The 24,717-nt window shown below is 37.7% G+C and carries 17 protein-coding genes; 13 read left to right on the forward strand and 4 right to left on the reverse strand.

Going from position 1 to position 24,717, the window contains the following annotated elements; translation table 11 throughout:
* Positions 1-5: 5 nt before the first annotated feature.
* Together AB9K26_RS11195 and AB9K26_RS11200 are read right to left on the reverse strand one after the other, a co-directional pair.
* The gene (locus AB9K26_RS11195; protein ID WP_369972644.1) at positions 6-608 is read right to left on the reverse strand and encodes a hypothetical protein; all 603 of its coding nucleotides are present in this window, start codon (positions 606-608) and stop codon (positions 6-8) included.
* Positions 609-707: 99 nt separating this feature from the next.
* The gene (locus AB9K26_RS11200; RefSeq protein ID WP_369972645.1) at positions 708-1,628 is read right to left on the reverse strand and encodes a helix-turn-helix transcriptional regulator; all 921 of its coding nucleotides are present in this window, start codon (positions 1,626-1,628) and stop codon (positions 708-710) included.
* Between the two features lie 169 nt (positions 1,629-1,797).
* Here AB9K26_RS11200 and hemA point away from each other — a divergent pair, with 169 nt between their 5' ends.
* The 13 genes from hemA (at position 1,798) to AB9K26_RS11265 (ending at position 15,298) form a co-directional block, all read left to right on the forward strand.
* A complete protein-coding gene (hemA, locus tag AB9K26_RS11205; protein WP_369972646.1) occupies positions 1,798-3,060 on the forward strand; it encodes a glutamyl-tRNA reductase in 1,263 nt (420 codons plus the stop codon).
* Positions 3,053-4,627 carry a hydroxymethylbilane synthase gene (hemC, locus tag AB9K26_RS11210; protein ID WP_369972647.1) on the forward strand — a complete coding sequence of 525 codons (1,575 nt, stop codon included), beginning with the start codon at positions 3,053-3,055 and terminating at the stop codon, positions 4,625-4,627. The genes hemA and hemC overlap by 8 nt, the downstream gene beginning before the upstream one ends.
* A gap of 1 nt (position 4,628) precedes the next feature.
* A complete protein-coding gene (gene hemE / locus AB9K26_RS11215) occupies positions 4,629-5,654 on the forward strand; it encodes a uroporphyrinogen decarboxylase (protein WP_369972648.1) in 1,026 nt (341 codons plus the stop codon).
* 14 nt (positions 5,655-5,668) lie between these two features.
* Positions 5,669-6,439, forward strand: a complete 771-nt coding sequence (locus tag AB9K26_RS11220; RefSeq protein ID WP_369972649.1) for an EI24 domain-containing protein — start codon at positions 5,669-5,671, stop codon at positions 6,437-6,439.
* A complete protein-coding gene (locus AB9K26_RS11225) occupies positions 6,436-6,972 on the forward strand; it encodes a GNAT family N-acetyltransferase (protein ID WP_369972650.1) in 537 nt (178 codons plus the stop codon). The genes AB9K26_RS11220 and AB9K26_RS11225 overlap by 4 nt, the downstream gene beginning before the upstream one ends.
* A gap of 5 nt (positions 6,973-6,977) precedes the next feature.
* Positions 6,978-7,880, forward strand: a complete 903-nt coding sequence (gene hemF, locus AB9K26_RS11230) for an oxygen-dependent coproporphyrinogen oxidase (protein WP_369972651.1) — start codon at positions 6,978-6,980, stop codon at positions 7,878-7,880.
* A gap of 13 nt (positions 7,881-7,893) precedes the next feature.
* On the forward strand, positions 7,894-8,883 hold the full coding sequence (gene hemB / locus AB9K26_RS11235) for a porphobilinogen synthase (RefSeq protein WP_369972652.1): 990 nt from the start codon (positions 7,894-7,896) through the stop codon (positions 8,881-8,883).
* A 24-nt stretch (positions 8,884-8,907) separates the two neighbouring features.
* The gene (locus AB9K26_RS11240; protein WP_369972653.1) at positions 8,908-10,035 is read left to right on the forward strand and encodes a CNNM domain-containing protein; all 1,128 of its coding nucleotides are present in this window, start codon (positions 8,908-8,910) and stop codon (positions 10,033-10,035) included.
* 2 nt (positions 10,036-10,037) lie between these two features.
* Positions 10,038-10,511 (forward strand): methylated-DNA--[protein]-cysteine S-methyltransferase, encoded by a 474-nt coding sequence (locus AB9K26_RS11245; protein ID WP_369972654.1) that lies wholly within the window; start codon positions 10,038-10,040, stop codon positions 10,509-10,511.
* Between the two features lie 49 nt (positions 10,512-10,560).
* Positions 10,561-11,715: a serine hydrolase domain-containing protein gene (locus AB9K26_RS11250; RefSeq protein WP_369972655.1), complete on the forward strand. Its 1,155-nt coding sequence runs from the start codon at positions 10,561-10,563 to the stop codon at positions 11,713-11,715.
* Positions 11,716-11,803: 88 nt separating this feature from the next.
* Positions 11,804-14,221: a penicillin acylase family protein gene (locus tag AB9K26_RS11255; protein WP_369972656.1), complete on the forward strand. Its 2,418-nt coding sequence runs from the start codon at positions 11,804-11,806 to the stop codon at positions 14,219-14,221.
* Positions 14,218-14,580 (forward strand): hypothetical protein, encoded by a 363-nt coding sequence (locus tag AB9K26_RS11260; protein WP_369972657.1) that lies wholly within the window; start codon positions 14,218-14,220, stop codon positions 14,578-14,580. The genes AB9K26_RS11255 and AB9K26_RS11260 overlap by 4 nt, the downstream gene beginning before the upstream one ends.
* 4 nt (positions 14,581-14,584) lie before the next feature.
* Positions 14,585-15,298 (forward strand): 3'-5' exonuclease, encoded by a 714-nt coding sequence (locus AB9K26_RS11265; protein ID WP_369972658.1) that lies wholly within the window; start codon positions 14,585-14,587, stop codon positions 15,296-15,298.
* 47 nt (positions 15,299-15,345) lie between these two features.
* Here AB9K26_RS11265 and AB9K26_RS11270 read toward each other — a convergent pair whose 3' ends face one another.
* Together AB9K26_RS11270 and AB9K26_RS11275 are read right to left on the reverse strand one after the other, a co-directional pair.
* Positions 15,346-19,890: an immunoglobulin-like domain-containing protein gene (locus AB9K26_RS11270; protein WP_369972659.1), complete on the reverse strand. Its 4,545-nt coding sequence runs from the start codon at positions 19,888-19,890 to the stop codon at positions 15,346-15,348.
* Positions 19,891-20,266: 376 nt separating this feature from the next.
* Positions 20,267-24,667 carry a M14 family zinc carboxypeptidase gene (locus AB9K26_RS11275; protein ID WP_369972660.1) on the reverse strand — a complete coding sequence of 1,467 codons (4,401 nt, stop codon included), beginning with the start codon at positions 24,665-24,667 and terminating at the stop codon, positions 20,267-20,269.
* Positions 24,668-24,717 lie beyond the last annotated feature (50 nt).

Below are 24,717 nucleotides of genomic sequence, written 5' to 3' on the forward strand. Positions count from 1 at the left end.
ATCATTTATTCTTTTTCGTTTTGAACTTTTGATTTAACTTCTTCTGGAATGATCGTATCAACTAAAGTTTTCATGGCATCATCATTGCCTAATAATTTCCACCCTTCATAGTTTGGGTCTTTAATAGCATACATAGTAGCGTCCATATTGACTATTAAAGACATGGTTTCTAATTCATCAGTAACATTTCCTTCACCAAATTGCGTTTCCATAGTCGCTTTCATAAATGTCAGAAAACCTTTTTGATCTTCTTCTGGTTGGTTCTGCTCCGATAAAAAAGTCATTTTCATCTTGCTGTTATAATTGATCAATGCATAGTTTTTCCCTTCAAAATCAATGAGGTCAGAGACGTTAGTTACATCATTGGACAAAAACGCGATCTTCATGCCTTCGGCATTAAACATTTGCTCCATACCAAGTTTCATTTGTGATCTTGGAGCCATATCAAATACTTTGGGATACATATAATCCAAAACACCATCAAAATTTTGATTGGTCATATATTCGAAATACGTTTCGACATGATTTTGAATGATTGTTTTGTCCGATTGTGCTAAAGATGATAATGACAACAAACAGCATAGAGCTAAAGTGATAACTTGTTTCATGTGGCTAATTTGGATGATTTTATTGATACAAAAGTACGACAGTATAATTGAAGTTAATGGACTATAAAATTTAAATCGTTTATACCGCTATTCAAAAATTTAAGTTAAAGACATTAAATACTTTTTTGGCGTGGTCCCGAATTTCTTTTTAAAAGCTGAAATGAAATGACTTGAAGTACTATAGCCTACTTTGAGTCCGACTTCATTCACGTTATGGTTACCTTCTTCGAGAAGTTTTCTAGCCACTTCCATTTTATAATCCAACAAAAAGCTAAATACCGAATCACCATAGATTTGTTTAAAACCTTCCTTTAATTTTTTTAAGCTTAGTCCGATTTCTTCAGATAGCTCATGGAGTGTCGGTGGTTCAGCCATTCTGGAAATAATGATGTCCTTGGCTTTTCGGATTTTGATAACATTAGTCTCATCTACCAAAAAAGGGCATTGTTCAATGTCGGCATCTTCACTTCTGTTAAAATACAAGCTTAAAATTTCAAGAGCTTTTCCTTTGAAATAAAGTGATTTAATGGAATTGTTCAAATTAAAATTGATGATTTGATTTAATGCAATCGCCATCGATGGTGTGATTTTACCATCTTTATAATATTTCTTGTCTTTATTATCCTCGCTCAAAAACGTAATGTAATCTGCTTCTTGCGAAAATAGTCCGTGAAATTTTTTAATGGAAACCAATATAGAAACCAACCAAGATTTCGGATGGACTTCCAAATGGATAGGTAAGCTACGTTGTGGATTATAAAGTATGAGAGAATTTTCCTCTTCAATATTCAACCTATAATTACCATTATTGAACACAAATTGACTTGAGCCTTTGATACAAAAGTGAAATTGGATGAAAGTATTATCAATCTCACGTTCAGCGATTTGAATATCACTTTCATCATTTCGAAATGCCAATAAGAAAAAACCATCATCAAGCTTGGTTTCCTCAAAAGAACCTTTAGCGATATTTTTGGAACTTTGAAAAGCTAAATTATTTTCATTGTTATTTAGATTCATTCTAAACTAATTGGGTTAAACCAGTTGATTTTAGTACAAAAATATGATATTTATCATTTTTAATTTAGAAATAACTTCAAAAAACCCGAAACGATACTAAAAGTTCTTCTAGCGTTGTTTTTTATTCAACAGGCTTTCTATTTTTGTTTCCGTATTATCCAAATCAGGTATGGAGCATTACAATATGTCGAGAGGCACTACTTTTTACGCCATTGGTCTTAGTTACAAAAAGGCTGATGCAGAAATTCGTGGCCATTTTAGTTTAGACGATCATTCTAAAGTCAATGTGTTAGAACAAGCGAAGCAAAATGGAATTGAAAGCCTCATCGTAACCTCTACTTGCAACCGTACAGAAATTTACGGTTTTGCAGAGCATCCTTATCAACTGATTCAACTACTTTGCGATAACACCAAAGGCACCGTTGAAGAGTTTCAAAAAGTAGCCTACGTTTATAAAAATTCTGATGCTATTTCGCATATGTTTAGGGTTGGATCAGGGTTGGATAGCCAAATTCTTGGCGACTTTGAGATTATCAGTCAGTTAAAATCTAGTGCTCGTGTTTCCAAAAAGCACCATTTGTTGAATCCTTATTTGGAACGCTTAATCAATGCCGTGATTCAAGCATCAAAACGCATCAAGACCGAAACAGAAATTTCCTCTGGAGCGACTTCGGTCTCTTTTGCATCGGTTCAATATATCATGAACCACATTGAAAATGTTTCAGAAAAGAACATTCTCCTTTTTGGTACTGGGAAAATAGGAAGAAACACCTGTGAGAATTTGGTTAAGCACACCAAAAACAAACACATCACCTTAATCAATAGAACAAAGGATAAAGCCGAAGCCATTGCAGGCAAGTTCAATCTGCATGTAAAAGAATACGCCAACTTACAGGAAGAAATCAATACGTCAGATATTTTGATTGTTGCTACAGGAGCACAAAATCCGACGGTTGACAAACATTGTATTCAAACCAAAAACCCGTTATTGATTCTCGATCTTTCCATCCCTAAAAATGTAAATCCTAATGTTACTGAATTAAATAACGTAACTTTGGTACACTTGGATGATTTAGCACAAATAACAGACGAAACCCTTGAGCGAAGAAAGCAGCACATACCTTTTGCAGAAGCTATTATTGAAGATGTTAAAGGTGAGTTTATAGCTTGGTTAGCTACTCGAAAATTTGCTCCAACTATTAAGGCTTTAAAGCATAAGTTGTCTGATTTTGCAAGCGCTGAATTGGAAACCCAACGTAAAAAAATGGAAGATTTCAATGAAAGTCAAGCTGAGATTATCAGTAAGAATATCATTCAAAAAATAACCAACCATTTTGCCCATCACCTCAAGGGAGATGATGTGTCAACAGATGACAGTCTCGAATTGATCAAAAAAGTCTTTCAATTAGAAGCCACAACAGACAATGCCTAAAATTATAAGAATTGGAACTCGTGATAGTGAACTCGCGCTATGGCAAGCCAAAACCGTTCAGTCGCTTCTTGAGCAATCTGGATATAAAACGCAACTTGTTCCTGTAAAATCCACAGGTGATTTAGTACTCAACAAACCAATTTATGAACTTGGAATTACTGGTGTTTTTACAAAAACATTGGACATTGCCATGCTTAATGAGGAAATTGATATTGCGGTTCATTCGCTTAAAGATGTGCCTACTGCTTTACCAAAAGGCATTGTTCAAGCAGCAGTGATAAAACGTGGCAATGTTAAGGACTGTTTGGTGTTTAAAAAAAATGAAGAGTTCTTATCCCAACGTGATGCTGTTATTGCCACAGGAAGCCTAAGACGTCGTGCCCAATGGCTGAATCGGTATCCAACCCATACTTTAGTTGACCTAAGAGGCAATGTCAATTCGAGATTACAAAAGCTTGAGGACAATGATTGGAATGCTGCTATTTTTGCTGCTGCCGGATTGGGAAGAATCAACCTTCGTCCAGAAAATACCATCAATTTAGATTGGATGATTCCTGCTCCTGCCCAAGGCGCAATTATGATTACAGCTCTTGAAAGCGATCAGGAAATTATAGCAGCTTGCTCAGAGATTAATGATAAGGAAACCGAAATATGTACCTCTATCGAACGTGAGTTCTTACAACGTTTGGAAGGTGGATGTTCAGCTCCAATTGGTGCTTTGGCGTATGTTAAAAATGAAGAGCTTCATTTTCAAGGCGTGTTATTAAGTCTTGACGGCACCAAGAAAATTGAAGTTCAGAAAACAGTTGCACTTGGCAAACATGATAACTTGGCTGAATTTTGTGCCAATTATATTATCGAACGTGGAGGAAAGCGTTTAATGGATACTATTAAATCTGGTTCAAAAGAAGTAAACGTCTATTCTACGAAAACACTTTCCAATAGTCAAAAGCAATTGTTTCATAACGATGTGGTTGTGGAAAGCTCTGATTTTGTCAAGATCAATTTTAATAGAATGACGCCAAGAGTGTTAAAGCCATTTCCAAAGCATGTGATTATTACGAGTAAAAACGCTGTGGAAGCTTTATTGATGAATTTCGACAAAAGCGAACTACAATTTGAAAACATTTATTGTGTTGGACGAAGAACCAAACGTTTGATAGAGCGAAAAATCGGCCCTGTAAAACACACTGCAAATAACTCCAAACAATTGGCAGAATACTTAACGCAACAGTTGGATTCGAAAACCGTAACCTACTTCTGTAGTGATATTCGTCTTGATGAATTGCCAAGCATTTTAAAAGATAATGGCATAGACGTTACCGAAGTGATTGCATACGACACCAAATTTGATGGTGTTGAGGTTGGTTCTTCTGTCAAAGGTGTTATGTTTTTTAGCCCTTCTACAGTGAAAAGTTATAAGCAAAAAAATGGCAATGATATCATTGCTTATTGTATTGGTGAAACCACGGCAACAGAAGCTAAAAGACATTTTGAGAATATTAAAGTAGCTAAACTCCCAACGGTGGAAAGCGTTATTGAATTGGTAAACGAAGATTATATTTAGGATGATAAAAAATGATTTGTTTTTACGAGCCTTAAAAGGTGAAACTGTTGAGCGTCCACCCGTTTGGATGATGCGTCAAGCAGGACGTTATTTACCTGAATTCATGGAAATCAAGGCTAAATATGATTTCTTTACAAGGTGCCAAACACCAGAACTGGCCAGTGAAATTACGGTTCAACCGATTCGACGTTATGGTATGGATGCGGCCATCTTATTCAGTGATATCTTGGTGATTCCTCAAGCCATGGATATTGAGGTTTTGATGAAGCCTAATGTTGGCCCTTTCCTTCCTCAACCTGTTCGCACCCAAAAAGATGTCGATAATGTAATAGTTCCTGATGTCAAAGACCGATTGAATTACGTATATGAAGCCATTAAGGCGACAAAAGAAAAACTCAACAACGAAATTCCTTTAATCGGATTTGCTGGTTCACCATGGACGATTTTGTGTTATTGCGTTCAAGGGCAAGGCAGCAAAAATTTTGATAAAGCCAAGGAATTTTGTTTTACTAATCCTGTGGCTGCGCATCAACTGCTTCAAAAAATTACTGATACTACCATTGCCTATTTAAAGGAAAAAGTAAAGGCTGGTTGCAATGCCGTTCAGGTTTTTGATTCTTGGGGAGGCATGTTATCTCCTGTGGATTATCAAGAATTTTCTTGGCAATACATCCAACAAATCATTGATGCTTTAAAAGATGAAACACCTGTTATAGCCTTTGGAAAAGGTTGTTGGTTTGCCTTAAGTGATATGGCAAAATCCGGCGCTTCTGCTTTGGGTGTTGACTGGACCTGCTCACCAAAAAATGCACGTTATTTAACTGGTGGAAACATTACCTTACAAGGAAACTTTGACCCAACGCGATTGTTCTCGCCTCCTTCAGAAATCAAAAAGATGGTCCATCAAATGATTGATGAATTTGGAAAGGATAAATATATTGTCAATCTTGGACATGGTATTCTACCCAATATTCCGCTCGATCATGCGAAAGCATTTATTGATGCTGTGAAGGAATATGGAAGCTAATCACGTACGTTAGTATGATTAATAATGTTTTAAAAGGTATTCAAGCATATTCAGGAGCATTGGCTTTGATTTCAAAGTTGAAGCTATGGAAATACTTTTTTGTTCCTATCATCATCAGTATCATTACTGCTGCTATTATTGGGTTCTCAGCTTACGGATTGTCAGATAATATCGGGCGCTTTATTTCAAAAATTTGGGTTTGGGAATTTGGCAAGGAAACATTCACTGCCATTTCCTCATTTATTGGAGCTATTGTCATTTTAGCAATCGGACTCATTTTGTATAAGCATATCATCATGGCGTTGTCGGCTCCATTTATGAGTCCTGTGTCCGAAAAAATTGAAGCGCACTTCACTGGAGTAAAAACACACTATCATAGAAACACCACATTTCAGGAACAACTTTGGAGAGGTATTCGCATTAACATGAGAAACCTAGGAAGAGAACTACTTTTGACCCTTCCTATTTTACTTCTGAAGTTCATTCCAATCATTAATATTTTTTCAACAGTATTATTGTTTTTGGTTCAAGCCTATTATGCTGGATTTGGAAACATGGATTATACTTTAGAGCGCCATTTTAAGTACCGAGAGAGTATTCAGTTTGTAAGACAACATAGAGGAATTGCCATTGGTAATGGGATTGTGTTTATCCTATTTTTATTAATACCTGTGCTTGGTGTGATTTTAGTGCTCCCAATGAGTGTTACAGCCGCTTCTCTAAAAACCGTTGAGCTCCTGAAGGAAAAGGATTTGCTTTCTGAACCTAAACCAATTGTAAAATGACCTTGCATTTTGACACTTTTGAAATCCGCCCGATTCATGAAGGTGATGCATGGAAAATTTGTGATTTTGTTGTGTCAAATACCGATCGTCTTAAGCGCTATCTTCCTAAAACCTTGGAGCAAAATCTTAATCCGACACTCTCTGAAATCTATGTCAAAAACAGGGTGAAGGCTTTTGCAAACAAAGAACTTTTTGTGTTTACCATCAAGGAAACAGAAACCAGAAGATTTGTCGGACTTATAGTCCTTAAAAATTTGGATTGGACCATCAAACAAGGTGAATATGCTTATGCTATTGACTATAACTTTAAAGGTCAAAATATCATGTCTAAAGCCATTGGTGAGCTCTCACAATATGCGTTTGAATCGCTTGGATTGGAACGTTTGCAAATTGTAACGCATAAAGATAATATGGCTAGTGCTACAGTAGCATTAAATAATGGTTTCAAGTGGCAAAAAACCTTAGCTCAATTTTACACACCAAGAGGTGAAGAAGCCTTGGATATGGAGTTGTACGAACTATACAAAGATTAAGATTCATGAAAGATAAGTTCTTTACTTACATACAAGACTTACAAGATCAAATTACCTCAACATTGGAAACTATTGATGGTGAAGCCAAATTTCATGAGGACATATGGAAACGTCCTGAAGGTGGTGGTGGACGAACACGAGTGATACAAAATGGAGCGGTTTTCGAAAAAGGAGGCGTAAATATTTCAGGCGTTCATGGCAAATTACCCGAATCGATGCAAACCTATTTTGGTGTAAAGGATGTCGATTTTTTTGCCTGTGGCTTAAGTTTGGTTTTACATCCCAAAAATCCGATGGTACCAACTGTGCATGCCAATTGGCGTTATTTTGAAATGTATCACCAGAATGGCAATATTGTAGACCAATGGTTTGGTGGTGGACAAGATCTTACGCCTTACTATTTGTTTGAAGAAGATGCCAAACATTTCCATCGGGTTTGCAAAACAGTTTGCGATAAACATCATCCTGATTTTTATAAAACATACAAAGCCAAGTGTGATGACTATTTTTACAATACACATCGAAATGAAGCACGTGGCATTGGAGGACTCTTTTTTGACTATTGTAAAAAGACAGACGACATGTCTATGCAAAACTGGTACGATTTCGTCACTGAAGTTGGCAACAGTTTTCTTGAAGCCTATGTTCCTATTGTTGAAAAACGAAAAGATTTAAGCTATTCAAAAGATCAAAGAGATTGGCAGGAAATCCGTCGTGGTCGTTATGTGGAATTCAATTTAGTTCACGATAAAGGCACACTGTTCGGATTAAAAACCAACGGAAGAATTGAAAGCATCCTTATGAGTTTGCCGCCTCATGTGCAATGGGTTTACGACCATCAACCAGAGCCAGGAAGTGAAGAAGAACGATTAATTAACGTATTACAAAACCCTAAAGATTGGGTTTAAAATTATTGCAACTATGTTCCCATTACAAAGAAACCGAAGATTACGACAAAGCGAAGCCATTAGAAGTTTGGTGCGAGAAACTATTATCTCACCAAATGATTTTTTGGTGCCACTATTTGTGGTCGAAGGCAAAGGCATCAAAGAGGAAATCGACTCCATGCCTAACTATTTTCGTTACAGCTTGGATATTCTGGAAAAGGAAGTCAAAAACTTATGGCAACTCGGTTTGAAATCGGTATTGCTTTTTGTAAAAGTTCCAGACAATCTAAAAGACAACAAAGGTACTGAAGCCTTAAATCCGAATGGTTTAATGCAACGTGCTATCAAAACCGTTAAAAATGCGTGTCCTGACATGTTGGTTATGACAGATGTAGCCTTAGACCCGTTTTCATCTTATGGTCATGATGGTATTATTGCCAATGGCACTATTGTAAATGATAGCACTGTAAAGGTTTTGGCAGATATGAGTGTGTCACATGCTGAAGCTGGTGCCGATTTTGTAGCGCCAAGTGATATGATGGATGGACGTATTTTAGGCATTCGTGAAGCACTCGAAAATCATGGCTTTACGAAAACTGGCATCATGAGCTATTCTGCAAAATATGCCTCGGCTTTTTATGGTCCGTTTCGTGATGCTTTAGATTCTGCTCCTGTGGATGTAAAAGACATTCCAAAGGATAAAAAAACCTATCAAATGGATTATGCCAATCGCATTGAAGCTATTAAGGAAACTGAAATGGATATTGCTGAAGGTGCAGACATTGTGATGGTAAAACCCGGATTGTGCTACTTAGATATAGTTCGTGATATCAAAAATGTTGTCGATGTTCCTGTGGCTGTCTATCAGGTTTCTGGCGAATATGCTATGCTGAAGGCTGCAGCTGAAAAAGGCTGGCTAGATCACGATGCCGTGATGTTGGAACAAGTTACTGCCATCAAACGTGCAGGCGCTGATATCATTGCAAGTTATTTTGCTAAGGACGTAGTGAAATTATTATCGTAAATTAGCAACAACTAAATTCGGTTTATGGCATTACTTATTTTTTACGCGATAATTTCTATTTTCTTTTCGTTTTTATGCTCCATTCTAGAAGCGGTTTTGCTTAGTATCACACCTACATTTCTCAATGTCAAAAAAAGTGAAGGCAAAGCTTATGCTGAAGATTTAGAAACTTTAAAAAAAGATGTCGATCGTCCACTCATTGCTATTCTAACGTTAAATACCATTGCGCATACGGTTGGTGCCATTTTGGTTGGTGTTCAAGCCAAAGCAGCTTATGCAGAACTTTATGGAAGTGAAACACATACGGTTATGGGTGTTCAGTTTACTGAAGAATTAATGGTTGGTGTGGTTTCTACCATTATGACCATTTTGATTTTGGTCGCTTCGGAAATCATTCCGAAAACCATTGGAGCCACCTATTGGAAACAATTAGCCAATTTTACTTCAAAAGCATTGAATGTGTTGATTTTTCCTTTGAAATGGACTGGGATTTTATGGATTCTACAATTGACCACAAAACTGATTGGCGGCAAAGGACATGGCAGTATTTTAAGTCGTGAAGGGTTTCTCGTAATGGCAGATATGGCACACGAAGAAGGTGTGTTTCAGGAAAATGAAAGTAAAATCATCAAAAATCTATTGACCTTCAAGGAAGTCTTTGCAAAAGATGTAATGACACCTCGAACCGTAATGAAATCGGAAGATGAAAAAACAACGGTTGAGGATTTTTTCAAACGAAACCTCAACTTGAGATTTTCAAGAATTCCTATTTATTCTGACGATCCTGATAACATTAAAGGCTTGGTTCTAAAGGATGAGGTGTTTAAGGAAATGGCTTTGAACAATGGATCCAAAAAATTATCCGAATTAAAACGAAGTATCATCGTCGTGAATCGTGATTTACCGATTCCAAAATTATTTGAAAAGCTCGTAGAAAGTAGAAACCATATGGCTTTGGTTGTTGATGAATATGGCTCTGTGAGCGGACTCGTTACTATGGAAGATGTGATTGAAACCTTACTGGGTATGGAAATCATGGATGAAAGCGATAATGTTTCAGACCTTCAGTACTTAGCACGTAAGAGCTGGGAAGCCAGAGCAAAAAAGCTCGGAATTATTGAAGATGACATCACGCCAAAAGACAACGAGTAAACATGGAATCCTGTATCATCACTTCGCCATTGGGATTTACAAAAATTGTTGGAGATGATGCTGGAATTACTCAGGTTTCAATTCTAGATTCCGAAGAACACACTACAGATATCATTCCTGAAGTCTTGGAAGATTGTGTCATCCAATTACAAGAATACTTTTCTGGACAACGCAAATCATTTGACCTAAAGTTGAATCCTCAAGGTACTGAATTTCAAAAATCAGTATGGAATGCATTGCAACATATTTCCTTTGGAAAAACAACAAGTTACCTCGAACTTTCAAAACAATTAGGAGATGTTAAGGCTATTCGAGCAGTAGCTCAAGCCAACGGCAAAAATCCATTATGGATTATCATTCCTTGCCATCGCGTTATTGGAAGTGATGGAAGTTTAACAGGATATGCTGGTGGACTGCACAGAAAACAATGGCTTCTCGAGCATGAAAGTCCGTACAAACAACAATCCCTTTTTTAATAGATAAATTCACTATTTTTAGAAGGTCATACAATTAATAAAGCCTTAAATGAAAGTCATCAAAAAACTCTTAAAATACTTAGTCATAATCATCGGATTGTTAGTGGTTATTCTCTACATCACTGATACTGATTACCTCATCAAAGCTGTGAGAACGATTTATATGAAAGGTCACACCACTGCTTTTTTAGAAGACTATAAGGAATTTGATAATCGTGTAATTGAAGCTTCAGATCAACCTCTGGCTTGGCCTAATCACAAAGACTATAATAGTGTCGATGTCACAGAAACTTTGAAAAAAGCCAATACAGATTGGGGAACCATTGCCTTTGTAATCATCAAAAATGACAGTATATGGTTTGAGAATTATTATGACGGCTTTGGAGAGGATTCAAAATCAAATTCGTTTTCGATGGCTAAGAGTTATGTGTCAGGAATGTTAGGTAAGGCCATAATGGAAGGTCATATCAAAAGTTTAGATCAACCTGTTTGCGATTTTCTCCCAGCATTTTGTGAAGGAAAAGCAGCTAATATGACGGTTGGTGATTTATCATCAATGGCGTCTGGAACCAATTGGGATGAAGCGTATTATTCGCCATTATCTATTACTACAAGAGCCTATTTTGATGATGACTTGGCGAAAGTGATGAACGGACTAAAGGTTGTGAACGAACCAGGACAATCCTTCAAATATGCTAGTGGTGACACTCAAATGCTCGCCATGGTCATAGAAAAAGCTACAGGTAAAAAATTGTATGACTATTTAGAAGAAAGTTTTTGGAAACCTTTAGGTTGTGAAACAGACGCCTTATGGCAAGTGGATAGTGATGGTCACGATTTGGTTAAAGCCTATTGCTGTATTGCAAGTAATGCCAAAGATTTTGCACGCTTTGGAAAACTCTATAAAGACCATGGAAAATGGATGGGGAAACAACTATTGGATTCGTCGTTTGTCGCAAAATCAGTAACACCTCGTTTTTCGGATAGCCCAGAATATGGTTATGGCTGGTGGTTGAAAGAACACCTTGGAAAATCCTTTTTTATGATGCGAGGTCACTTAGGTCAATATGTGTTTGTGCAACCTGAGGATAATATCATTATCGTAAGACTTGGACATTCAAAAAGTCCAGGAAATGCATTAGAAACCTTTACTGATGATATTTCTCTTTACATAGAAGAGGCTTACGAAATGTTAAACGAATAAAACAATCCGTAACATATAGAACTAAACAATATAAGATGTAGATTATTTTCTATATTTTTGTATATTAGCTCAGAACACTTAATCCATCATGAAATACATTAAGTTCGTCACTTCACTAATGCTCACTATTGTTGTGTTTTATCTATTAAACACAAAACTTGGAAGTCTTCCTCCTCTTGGAAAATTTTTATCACCTACTGAAGGAATTTGGCAAAATGAAGGCACAGAATCCACTTCTGGAACACTTGTCATTAAAGATTTAATCGATGACGTAACTGTTCATTACGATGCGCAATTGATTCCTCACATCTTTGCGCGAAATGATTCCGACCTCTACAAAGCCCAAGGTTATATTACCGCAAAACATCGCTTATGGCAAATGGAATTTCAAACCTTTGCTGCTGCAGGTCGATTGTCTGAAATCATTGGTGAAAAAGCGTTGCAATTTGACAGAACCCAACGAAGAAAAGGATTATTGTTTGGAGCAGAAAATAGCTTGGAAGTCATAAAAAAAGATGCTGAATCCTTAGCCTTTCTTCAAGCATACAGTGATGGTGTTAATGCCTATATCGAACAACTCAAACCTGAAGATTATCCTGTTGAATATAAATTACTCGACTACAAGCCTGAACCTTGGAGTATTGACAAAACCATGCATTTATTGATGTATATGACTGATATGTTGTGTTCTAGAAACCACGATTTGGAATTTACTAACATGTTGCAACTACTTGGTAAAGAGCGTTTCGATTTGTTATTTCCTGATTTTTTTGATGTAAACGACCCTATCATTCCAAAGGCTCGAGATTGGAGTTTTATTGACACGGCTATCACAGAAACACCTCAAAGCGAATTACCTACTGATTCGATTATGGTAGAGCCAATGGAAAAGCCACATCCCAATAATGGAAGCAACAATTGGGTTGTTGGTCCAGAAAAATCCTATTCTGGACATCCTATTTTGGCCAATGATCCACATTTAGGATTAAAACTACCTTCCATTTGGATTGTCATGCAACTACATTCACCTAACCAAAATGTTTTTGGCGCGACACTTCCTGGCGCCTTGGGAATTATCATTGGTTTTAATGAAGATATTGCTTGGGGAGTTACCAATGCTACAAGAGATGTGATGGATTGGTACAAAATAGAGTTTCAAGATGAATCGCGTAAAACGTACAAATATGGTGACGGTTGGCGGGATACCAATTTGCGATTGGAAGAGATTAAAATCAGAAACAAAGAAACTTTCATAGATTCAGTTATATATACACATCATGGACCTGTAAGTTATGACCACCTTTTCAAAAGTGATAATCCAAAAAAAGGCTATGCCATGAAATGGGCTGGACATATTGGTCATAATTTCGCTAAGTTGTTCCTAAACTTAAACAAAGCCAAAAATTATGATGACTACTTGAAAGCTATTTCCAATCATGTAGCACCTGCACAAAATTTTGCCTTTGCCTCTAAAGAAGGGGACATCGCAATGTGGATTCAAGGAAAATTTCCAAACAAATGGAAAGGTCAAGGGAAATTTTTATTAGATGGTAGTAATCCTGAACACGATTGGCAGAGTTTTATTCCCCAGGAATTCAATGCACATGTTAAAAACCCTGAACGTGGATTTGTGAGTTCAGCCAACCAACATCCTGTGGATGCCTCTTATCCATTTTATGTGTTTAACGATGGTTATGAAACTTACAGAAATCGCGTCATTAATAATTATTTAAGTGTCAGGGAAAAGCTTAGCATTGAAAACTTTAAAAACCTTCAGAACAACAATCTTAATTTAAAAGCTCAAGAGTTGATTCCTTTTATGATTGATCACATGGAAACTTCAGCTTTAAATAATGAAGAACAACAACTATTGAATCATTTAAGACATTGGAACTATATCAATACTATCGATAATATTGCTCCTAGTATTTGGACTGCTTGGAACAAACATTTACATCAGCTCACTTGGGATGAATTCGATAATGACACACTGGCTTTAAAAACACCTTTTACCTATCAATCTCACTATCTTTTAAAGAATTATCCCAACGATCCGCTAATGGACATCAAGGATACACCTTTGAAAGAAACAGCTATTGATCTCTATACTATTTCATTCAAGGCTGCAGCAAAAGAACTAAAGGAATGGGAAGCCGAAAACGGTTCTTTGGAATGGAAAAACTACAAAGGTGCTTATGTTGGACATTTACTACAAGTACTTCCTGCGTTTTCAAGATTTGATATTCCCATTGGTGGCGATCGCAATACGGTTAACGCCTCTGATGTCAATCATGGACCATCGTGGCGCATGATTGTTGAGCTATCGTCACCTCCAAAAGCCTATGGGATTTATCCTGGTGGTCAATCTGGAAATCCTGGAAGCAAATACTATGATAATTTTATTGATGATTGGGCAAAGGGTAATTATTACGACCTTATTTTTATGCAAAACGAAAACGCAACTGAAGGAATTTTATCCTCGCAAACATTAACACCAAAACAATGAAAAGATATCTTTTAAATTTTATAGCAACAATTATAATTGCGGTTTTATTATCGCAAGTATTGCCTTGGTGGTCAGTAATGTTAGCTGGATTAATAACAGGGCTTTTAATTCCATTGAAACGAAGTGCTGTGTTTTTTGTTCCTTTTTTAGCGGTCGCTTTATTTTGGATGGTTTATGCATATAGTTTAAGTCAGGCAAATGATTTTATACTATCAAAGAAAATAGCTGAACTCTTACCACTTAACGGGAATCCTTACTTGCTCTTACTGTTGACAGGAATCATCGGAGGAATTGCTACTGGAATCGCTGCTGTTTTGGGAAAACAGATCTCAATCTTATTGAAATCCTCAAAATCTTAATACTATGATTTCAAAGCTCAACTTAGAACACATTTTATTTCTGGATATTGAAACGGTTCCTGAAACCGAAAATTTTTCTGATTTAGATATTGTTAAACAAGAGCTTTGGGAATTAAAATCCCAATACCAAAGAAGAGAAGATTACACTGCTGAAGAATTTTACGATCGTGCTGGAATTTGGGCTGAATTTGGAAAGATTGTATGTATTTCTGTTGGGTATTTTACTCATAAAGGAGAAGAACGCAAGTTTAGAGTGACCTCTTTTTATGGTGATGAAACCAGTATTTTAAAAGATTTTAAGAATCTACTCATTTCTCATTTTAGTCAATCACATCATTTATTATGTGCTCATAATGGGAAGGAATTTGACTTTCCTTACATCGCTAGACGTATGATCATTAACAACATTATGTTACCTTATAAACTTAATCTCTTTGGAAAAAAACCTTGGGAAGTCCCGCATCTTGACACTTTAGAGCTTTGGAAGTTTGGCGACTTTAAAACCTACACGTCTCTTAAACTTTTGACTAACGTACTAGGTATTCCTTCACCTAAGGATGATATTGATGGAAGTGAAGTATATAGTGTTTATTACAAAGAGAACGATATTGATCGCATCATTCAATACTGCGAAAAAGATACGATTTCAGTGGCTCAGATTCTCTTAAAATTTAGAGGAGATGAGCTACTGCTAGAAAATGAAATCATTCATATATAAAAAAGCCCAAACCTTATGTTTGGGCTTTTTAATGAAATAGAGAGCAGCTATTGTTTGATAAAACGCTTAACTAGTGTTTCTCCTTCAGTTGTGAATAGGATTTGATAGATCGCTCCATCTAAATGGCTCACATCAATAACACCGTTTTTCAATACCCCTTTAGATACCATTTGTCCAACCGTATTGTAAATCTCATAGGTTACATCAGAAAATGTTGATGACACAAATAATTGATCCCCTTTTACTGGGTTTGGGTACAATTGGATGTCTTTTGGATTATCATTAGCTATTTCTGCTATCACTTCACCTTTTGCTGAAGATCCAGTCGTTAGATTAATATTATCTATAGCTATATCAGCTTGCCAAGTACTACCCGTTAATCTGTTAAAGCGTAACTGAACACTTCCACCAGTATAGGAGCTTAGATTAACACTAGCCGATTGCCATGAGTTTCCTAAGTTACCTGAACTGCTCCAAATGGAAACCCAAGTCGAACCATCATCATTACTCGCTTCCAAATCTAAGGTTCCCATATTTGAAGATCCGTATTGATGATAATTGAAACTAAATGTTGCAGAAGACTCAGAGCTTAAATCGTAGCATGGTGAGTTAAGAATCGCTCTTTTGTTAGGATAACCTGTACCATTTCCAGAAGCTTCAACATAGATGTAAACAGATCCTTGAATAGCGCTTGAAGGCCCTGTTCCACTCGATGGTGTTCCGTTAGAATCTCTTGTCCAATTGATATCATCGGTTGTAGACTGTGTCCAAGCTCCAAATGAAGATTCAAACCCTTCAGAATATGGATAAGTAGAAATTCCTCCTGTACATCCAGAAATAACAACATTACCGTCATCTAAACTTATATCATCAATAGCAATGTCTGCTTGCCATGTACTACCTGTAATTCTATTGAATCGCAATTGAATGCTTCCTCCTGTATAAGCATCAAGATTAACATTTGCTGTTTGCCAAGAATTACCTAGGTTTCCTGAACTATTCCAAATAGAACTCCATGAGCCACCATTGTCATCACTGATTTCCAAGTCAATGGTTCCCATATTAGAAGAACCATACTGGTGGTATTTAAAACTAAATGTTGCTTCAGACAAACTACTTAAATCAAAACATGGTGAGGTCAGGATAGCCTGTTTATTTGGATAGCCTGTACCGTTACCTGATGCTTCAACATAAATATAAAATGAGCCTTCAAAAGCACTTGATGGACCTGTACTGCTGGAAGGTGTTCCATTGGCATCTCTTGTCCAGTCAATATCATCAGCTCCAGACTGTACCCAACCTCCAAATGATGATTCAAAACCTTCAGTATATGGAAATGTAGAAACACCTCCTGAACAACCTGAAGATGGTTCGCTTACGTTTACTGTCCTAATAACTTCAGCAGCTGCATTACCCGCAGAATCGCTAACATTATAGGTAACACTATAAGTGCCTGCAACACTTGTATTAACTGATCCTCCGATAATAATACTAGAGGTTAAATCACCATCTAAGTTATCTGTTGCCGTAGCACCTTGCTCATTATAAGTGTCACCAACCAAAAGATTAATTACAGATGCACCATTAAGGACAATTACTGGTGGAGTAGTATCAGCCGTCACATTAACGGTTCTAGTGACTTGATTTGCTGCATTTCCAGAAGAATCACTAACGTTGTAATTGACAAAGTACGTTCCTGCAACAGACGTATTTACACTACCTGAAATAACAATACTTGACGTTAAATCGCCATCCCAATTGTCAACAGCTGTTGCACCTTGTTCTACATAAGTATCACCAACATTCAACGTAATGGTTGAAGCACCATTTAAAGTAATCACAGGTGCTGTAGTATCTGGATTGACAATAACGGTTCTAATAACTTCTGATGCTGCATTTCCTGCTGCATCACTAACATTGTAAGTCACCACATACGTGTCAGGAATAGAAGTGTTTACAGTATCTCCTCCAATTACTATACTTGAGGTCAAATTGCCATCTACATTATCGGTAGCAGTTGCACCAAGTTCTGTATAGGTATCACCAATATTCAAGTTGACAGTCGAAGTGCCGTTCAATGTAATAACGGGAGCTTCAGTATCAGGCCCAGAACCTTCGATAATAACAGTATAATCTTCAACTTCACCATAAGTGAAGCTATCACATGGACCAGGTATTTGGTTGTATCGCATCGTGACTCTCATTCGTGTTGCATTTTCAACAGCTCCACTAGGAATCGTAAAACTTCCACTTACGGAAGTAGCCTGCGTATTTCCTTGGGTAAACACTTGTTCACCTGCATCTGTAAAATCACCATCTCTATTATAATCAATCCAAACACTGTAGGCTTCATTGTATACAGTACCTGTCCAAGTAGGCGTAATCGTGATTGTATATTGTGTGTCTTTTGTTAAAGTCGTGGAAATCCCTGTAAAGTCTGAATAAAATTGTGGGCCAGAAGAATTATCAATGGTATTCAATTGCACACGACTAATATATTCATCATTCGTATTTGTACTTGCGGAACCGCAATAATTCAATTGTACATCTGTTGTTGTAAATACCACTGAACTACTATATGCAGAATTGCTTCCGCCAGAACATTCGCTTCTTACTTGCGCTTCGTACTGGGTTAAGGCTGTTAAATTCGTTACGTTATATGAAATACCAGTAACTGAAACCGTTGTCCATGTTGAAGCTCCCACTTCTCTATATCTTACATCATAAGTAGCACCAAAAACAGAATTCCAGCTTAATGTAGCGGTAGTTTCGGCAATATTTGATGCGGCCAATCCCGAAGGGACATCCGCATTACAAACTACTGGTGCGCCAATGTTAAAATTAGTATCTGAAATATCGAAAAAGATATGGTTTGACCCTCTGACCATGATTCGGTTTTGAGTCCCTTGGTTGTTAGGAACAACAACATCATGGGAACCGTCATTAGGAACTCCCGTTGCCAATGTTACCGAATACGTGTCTCCTCCATCGGTTGAGAGAAAAATATCAACATTAGCTGCATTCACTCCATTCCCCGTGGTCCCTGCCACGTTCCAGGTAACGGTTTGGGTTGTCCCTGCATCCCATGTCACATTTGTATTGGGAGAGTTTACCACAAACGGTCCAGCTGTTCCGTTTACAGTAACCACCATATCATCACTGTTATTGGTCCCTCCTCCGGCAACATTGTCCCTAACAGTCAATCTAAAATTCAAGGTCCGTGCTACATTGGGAACCGCTTCCCATTGCCAAGAGGTCGCTCCTGTTTTAATGGTCTCCAATCTTGGGAAATAGCGATTTGGATTTGTTGTTGGTTCATAGGCCCTAAATGCAACACCGGTAGTAGCGGTTGTGCTCGGGTAAGTGGTCGAAGCATTGTTCTCATCCATCTGTTCCCAACTATAGCTCAATACATCGCCAGCATCTGAATCAGAAGCCGTACCTTCCAAAACAAACGGTGTGCCTCGAGGAATCGTGTAATCACCACCGGCACTAACCGTCGGAACCGAGTTCCCTGTAGGCGTATTGGTCTGGCAGCTTGTGCTTTTTACATAATCCGTAACCTGTTCAATCGAGACCGCGTGAAAGTTAGGGTGCACATTCGCCTGGACATCGGTAGCACCAGTGATACCAGCATAGCTCATAATGGTCGAGCCACTTCCCGGCTCTACCTGGACATTTGTCCCTTCGTTCCCATTGAAGGTCCATGTATGGTTGGCCCCAAACTGGTGCCCCATCTCATGGGCAACATAGTCCACATCGAACAGATCTCCCTCGGGTGCCGTCAAGGACGTAAACGCACTTCCCTTTTGGTTGTTCACGCATACACAACCAATGCAGCCCGCGTTACCGTTATTGGATCCTTGGACAAATAAGTGTCCGATATCATAATTCGCCTCACCAATCACGCTCGTTAGAGTGGACTGGAGCTGAGAATTGTAAGATCCGGTGTAAGGGTCTGAACCTGCGTTGGTATAGATCACGTCATCCGTATTCGCTATCAAGGTCATGGTGACATTGAAATCCACTTCGAAAATACCATTGACACGGACCATCGTCTGAACTATAGCCGCCAAGGCCAAGGGCTTGGTCCCGCCGTGATAGGCCGTATACTCTCCGGTTGTTGAAACGGCCAACCTATAGGTCCTTAAGATGCCGTCATCGGCGTTTCTGTAGGCTACATTATCGGAAGCCATGGTCTTGTTCAGGCTTTGCGTCACCGAACACTCGAAATCATCGTTCATGTTAAGCTTCTGGTCCCTTGAAAATACCGTGTATACCGATGCATCAGAGGTTATTGCCTCTATGAAGCTCGCCGGTTTTCCAACTGCTAATCGCATGCTCTGGAACCCCAGGGGCGTCACACTGAAACTGATTACGGCCGATGGGTCGTCAATGCCCTGGCCCATATAGGATTTAATCCCTGGATAGCGCTCCGCCAGATCGGCATTCATGACAGACGTCCCATAGATCCTGTAGCGCTCAAAACCGCCTTCAGGATTTGGAAAAGACAGTACAACATTGGACGCCGTATTCGAATGGTGCCTCAGGGGCACGTTTACCAAGGCCTGCCTTAAAGCGTCAATGTTCAAATTGAACGTTTGTGCTTTTGGCAGATCTTGTTTGCCCGGCTTTAACCTGAGCGAGCCTGGGACGGCTTGCTTTTGCCAAAGTGTCTTCCCCTGCGAAAAACCTAAATTGGAACTAAAAATTAATGCGAGAAATAGTAATCTTAACTTCATTGTAAAATGGGATTTAGTAACCGTCAAAAATACCCATTATTGAGAATAATGCAAAAAAACTTCAATAAATCTAAAGCAAGTCTTTTCAAATAGACCAAATTGAAGCGGTTTTTTCAATATTTCTGTTAAAACAAACATCTGCCTCGGAACAATAATTTGATTTTTTTAACGAAACAAAAAGCCTAGATTTTACTAGGCTTTTTGGAGTTATATTTTTGTTATTTCATTAACGAATAATTATTTTTTTAGTGATTGAAGTTGAAGCATTTGCTAGTTGAACCACGTACACACCATTTGAAAAACCTTGAGTACCAATGGTATTGATCGTTTTGTTTTTATCTAGCTTTGTCTTCAAGATCTCTCTTCCTTGAATATCATAAAGCACACATGTTGTTGGTTCATTTAACTGACCACTAACAATAATTTGGTCGGAATTGGAGTCGTTATATATTAAAACATTTTCCAATTCTGGATTAACTACTGATAAGGTTTCAGCTTCATATCGTAAATAGAAACGACCAGTACCCAACAAATCAGTATTAGCTGTAAAGGTGTATTCTGAAGTATTTAACAGTGTTGACGTATTGGTCAAAGTATCATCTAAATACACATTAAAATCCAATTCAGTTGTAACCATGCTTATCGACACTTGCTCACCTTGAGAAAGGTTCACGCCTAACGGAATGCTCGTATTACCATTTACATCATCAAAACCAATGGATTGGATGGCCATTTTTAAATCTTGACCATTTTCTGTTAATTCAGAATATAGCGAAAATGGAGAAGGGTTACTACCTTGGAAAAGTTCAGCGTCATAACCAATATCCAATCCTAATGTCGCATTATTCTTAAAGTAGATATCTGTTCTTGAAATGTCATCAGCAGAGGTCATATTAAGTATAAAATGAGCGATTTCACCACTACTTCTTCCTTGAATGAAATCATCTGAAGAACCCGTAGCTCTCATAGATGGTGTAAAAGACACATTAGAACCTCCATCTTTAGATGACACGAAGAACCCTTGTCCTGGCGCAATCAAAGAATTTGGGTTGGCATCAGAATACGCCATGTTCCAAATAGTCCAAACACTTCCATCTGAATCATTAGCATCATATCCATATATGGCAACGCTTTGAGGGTCAAGGTTAGTGAGGTTTGCCGTTATGAAATCTGATAACTTGATATAAGATGTATAAGGATTCCCTATTAAGTTCCATTTTGCAAAATCTCCTCCAGTCTTTTCTATTGGAACACTCATTGTCGTATTCGTAACGGTTCCTGTGAAGGTAAAAGTTCCATCATCTGTGGAAGCTGCACGATATCCTTTAGCAGCATCTAAAGTAGCTGTTTCGGTATTTGAATATAAGGCATAGTCATTCGCGGGTTTTTCAAATGGTCCGAACAAATAAAGTGTTTGTCCAGAATTTGATAAAATATTTGAATTGCTAGCTATAAAACTAGTAAATGCTTCTCCACTTACTGGAGGTGAAATAATGTCATTTCCTCCAGCATTAGAGGTCACATGACGATTATACTTGATGTTACCTGTAACGGTTCCATCAACTAATAGACTAGAAAACTCATTCGAATCAGAGTTTAGGATAAACTCGCCATCATTTATTATATTTCCAGCTGCAGTAACACTAGAGCTTTTATCAACGTCAATTGTAGCACCTGTATTAACCGAAATACTATTAACACTTATTTCAGAACCGACACTATACAAACCATTATAGATCAAAATGTCTTCAGTTGATGTTGTTGCATTTGGCGCACTAGGCACCCATGATCCATCTAAATATAATAGCCCATCAAATAAAATGTTTATTCTATAGTCTTCTACTTCACCATAGCCAAAAGATTCACACTCTGTTGGAATAGCATTGTACTTCATAGATACTCGCATACGCGTTTGCCCATAATTAGCCTCTGTTGGTGCTGGAAGGGTAAAAGTTCCAGTAACAGGAGATGTTTGGCTTGGGGCTTGCGACCAGACCAATTCACCTGAATCACTGAAATCTCCATCTTTGTTGTAATCTATCCAAACAGCATAACCTTCGTCAAATGCAGAACCACTCCATTGAGGTGTAATTGTAATAGAGTATTGTGTACCTGAATACAAATTAGTGGTCAAAGACGTACTAGATGTAAAATCTGAATATCCTGTACTTGTGGTTCCTGCTCCAGAATTATTATTGTCTAAGGTGTTCAATTGAACTCTATTAATAAATTCATCTGAAGTGTCGTTACCATTAGAAGCGCAAACATCAGGTAGAAACTCACTAAGACCAATATGGTCTATCGCCATATCACTTCTAAATCCATTACCCGTTGTTCCTATAAATCTAAGCTTTACAACTTCACCATAATAACCACTTAAATCAATATCTGCAAAATTCCAAGCATTGCCAAGGTTACCAGAAGCGTTGAATACGTTAGACCAGTTATTGCCATCATCGGTAGAAGCTTCCAAGTCTAAAGATCCCATATTGGTTCCATATAAATGGTAATAAAAAGTAAAATGTGCATTGTTTAAATTGGTTAGATCAAAACAAGGGCTTGTTAAAATTGTCGTGGCATTGGATCCTAAACCATTGGTTGAAGCTTCAGTGTAGAAATAATTGCCATTACCTGTGATATCATCTGACGGTCCTGTATTTCCAGACTGTGTTCCATTGTCGTCTAAAGTCCAATCTCCATCATCGCCAGCATCTTGGGTCCAATCTCCTTGTCCGGAATCAAACGTTTCCAAGTATGGGAAAGAAGACACAACAGCTCCAGTACACGGAATGATATCTGTTGTAGTGAAATTAATACTAGTACTATAGGCTGATACATTTCCTCCAGAGCACTCGCTTCTTACTTGAGCTTCATATTGTGTCAATGCTGTTAGACCTGTAAGATCAAAAGTGTTTTCTGTAAGCGTAGTTGATGTCCATGTTGGTGCTCCTACTTCACGATACCTCAAACTATAAGAGGCTCCAGAAACTAAATTCCAATCGAGAGTTGCACTTGCTGTAGATACATTTGAAGCCGACAAGCCTGTTGGCACTGTATTAATAGGCGTCATAATAACATCTGATAAAACGACTGTGTTTCCATCTGTTATGGACTGTGATGAAACCGTTACCGATTGGTGGCATCCTGATTCAAATAAAAGGTCGTAAGCTCCACCTTTGATAGGTCTGTAATATGCTCCATGATTATCTGTGTAAATTTCAGAATTATAAGCATCATGACCAACAACCGTTACTTTGACGTCTTCAATAGGATTATTAGTTGTAGCATCAAGCACAAGACCTCTAAATCCGTAGGTTCCTTGAGTCAAGAAATCTAATAAGGCATCTCTATTGTAATACCAGTAATCATCTAAAGAACTTTCAGGTAAAATCTTCGTATCTGATAATTCAATTGTTACTTCTCTACAACTATGGTAGTAATTCATATAATCTTGTCGCCCACCATATACGCGATACCATTCAGCACCATGGGTAACCCCTGGACTTTGCATATAATAAGTTGGTGAGCCATCCCAATCATCATCATCAGTCATATAGGATGCTTTATTGGTGTAAGGTGGTGTAGCTGTGGTTCCAGAATTGGCATCTGTTTGACAATTGGTAGCATACTCAACACCAATATATTCATACCACTGCGTATCTGCATGTTCATACTGACTTGGATAAGCATTGTCAAAAGGGTAATTGACCAATTCGGTACCACCATGGAAATTAGCAGAAATCACAAAATCATGTGCATCTGCCAAAGCCATAAATGCTAAGGTTTCCGCTTGATAAGCGTTGCCATCGTAATGATCTCCTGCAACGTTATCAGGATAGTTTCTGTTTAAATCGATATTATTACCATTCCCTCGTCTTGCATTAACAACCGAGGTATTTGTAGCACTGTTATGATAAGTCCCGTCTGGATTGGCATTTGGATTAATCCATAACTCTGTATTCTCAACCAAGTTTTGCACTCTAGCATAATCTGCATGACCAGGATCATTGTAAACCGTTAAAATATAATCAATCAAAGTCAACATCATAGGATAGCCTGCAATTTCATCACCATGCATAGAGGATGTCAGCATTAATTTAGGTTCTTGCTCATCTGTAGATACATTATCTGAAATCTTGACAAACAATAATTCCTTATCACCTTGCCCAGTGGTTCCAATACTGATTTTTTCAACCAATGTAGGATAATCATCTTCAAAATCCTGCATTTGTTGCGCATACTCAGCATAGGTTGGATAAGAGCTCAATGGGAAAGTTAATGTTGCAGCCGTTGATCGAAATGCCAATGGTCTAACATCATATATAGTAGCTTCGTCTACCTCATTTTCCTTTTCAGGAACTTGATAATTGACATTAGTATTTTCAAAACGTCTAAACTGTTTTTCATTAGCCCAAGCTTTAACAGTTTTAGTTACAGGATCATAATTGATTAATGACATATCACTTGTCATTAATTCGAGTTCGTTTTCATTTTCTATTTGAAATGTAAACGTTAATTCACCTTGTTGACCAAGGTATTTTTCAGCTTTTAGTTTTTCTGGATTTTGTGCATTTGAAAAAAGCACAAGAATGAACATAGCGGTTAAGGTAAGGGTAATTTTTTTCATTCGATTTAGGGGATTTCTATGAAATTATTTTCGGCTAATATATAACATCT

Source organism: Psychroserpens sp. XS_ASV72 (genome assembly GCF_041224425.1).
Classification (GTDB): Bacteria; Bacteroidota; Bacteroidia; order Flavobacteriales; family Flavobacteriaceae; genus Psychroserpens.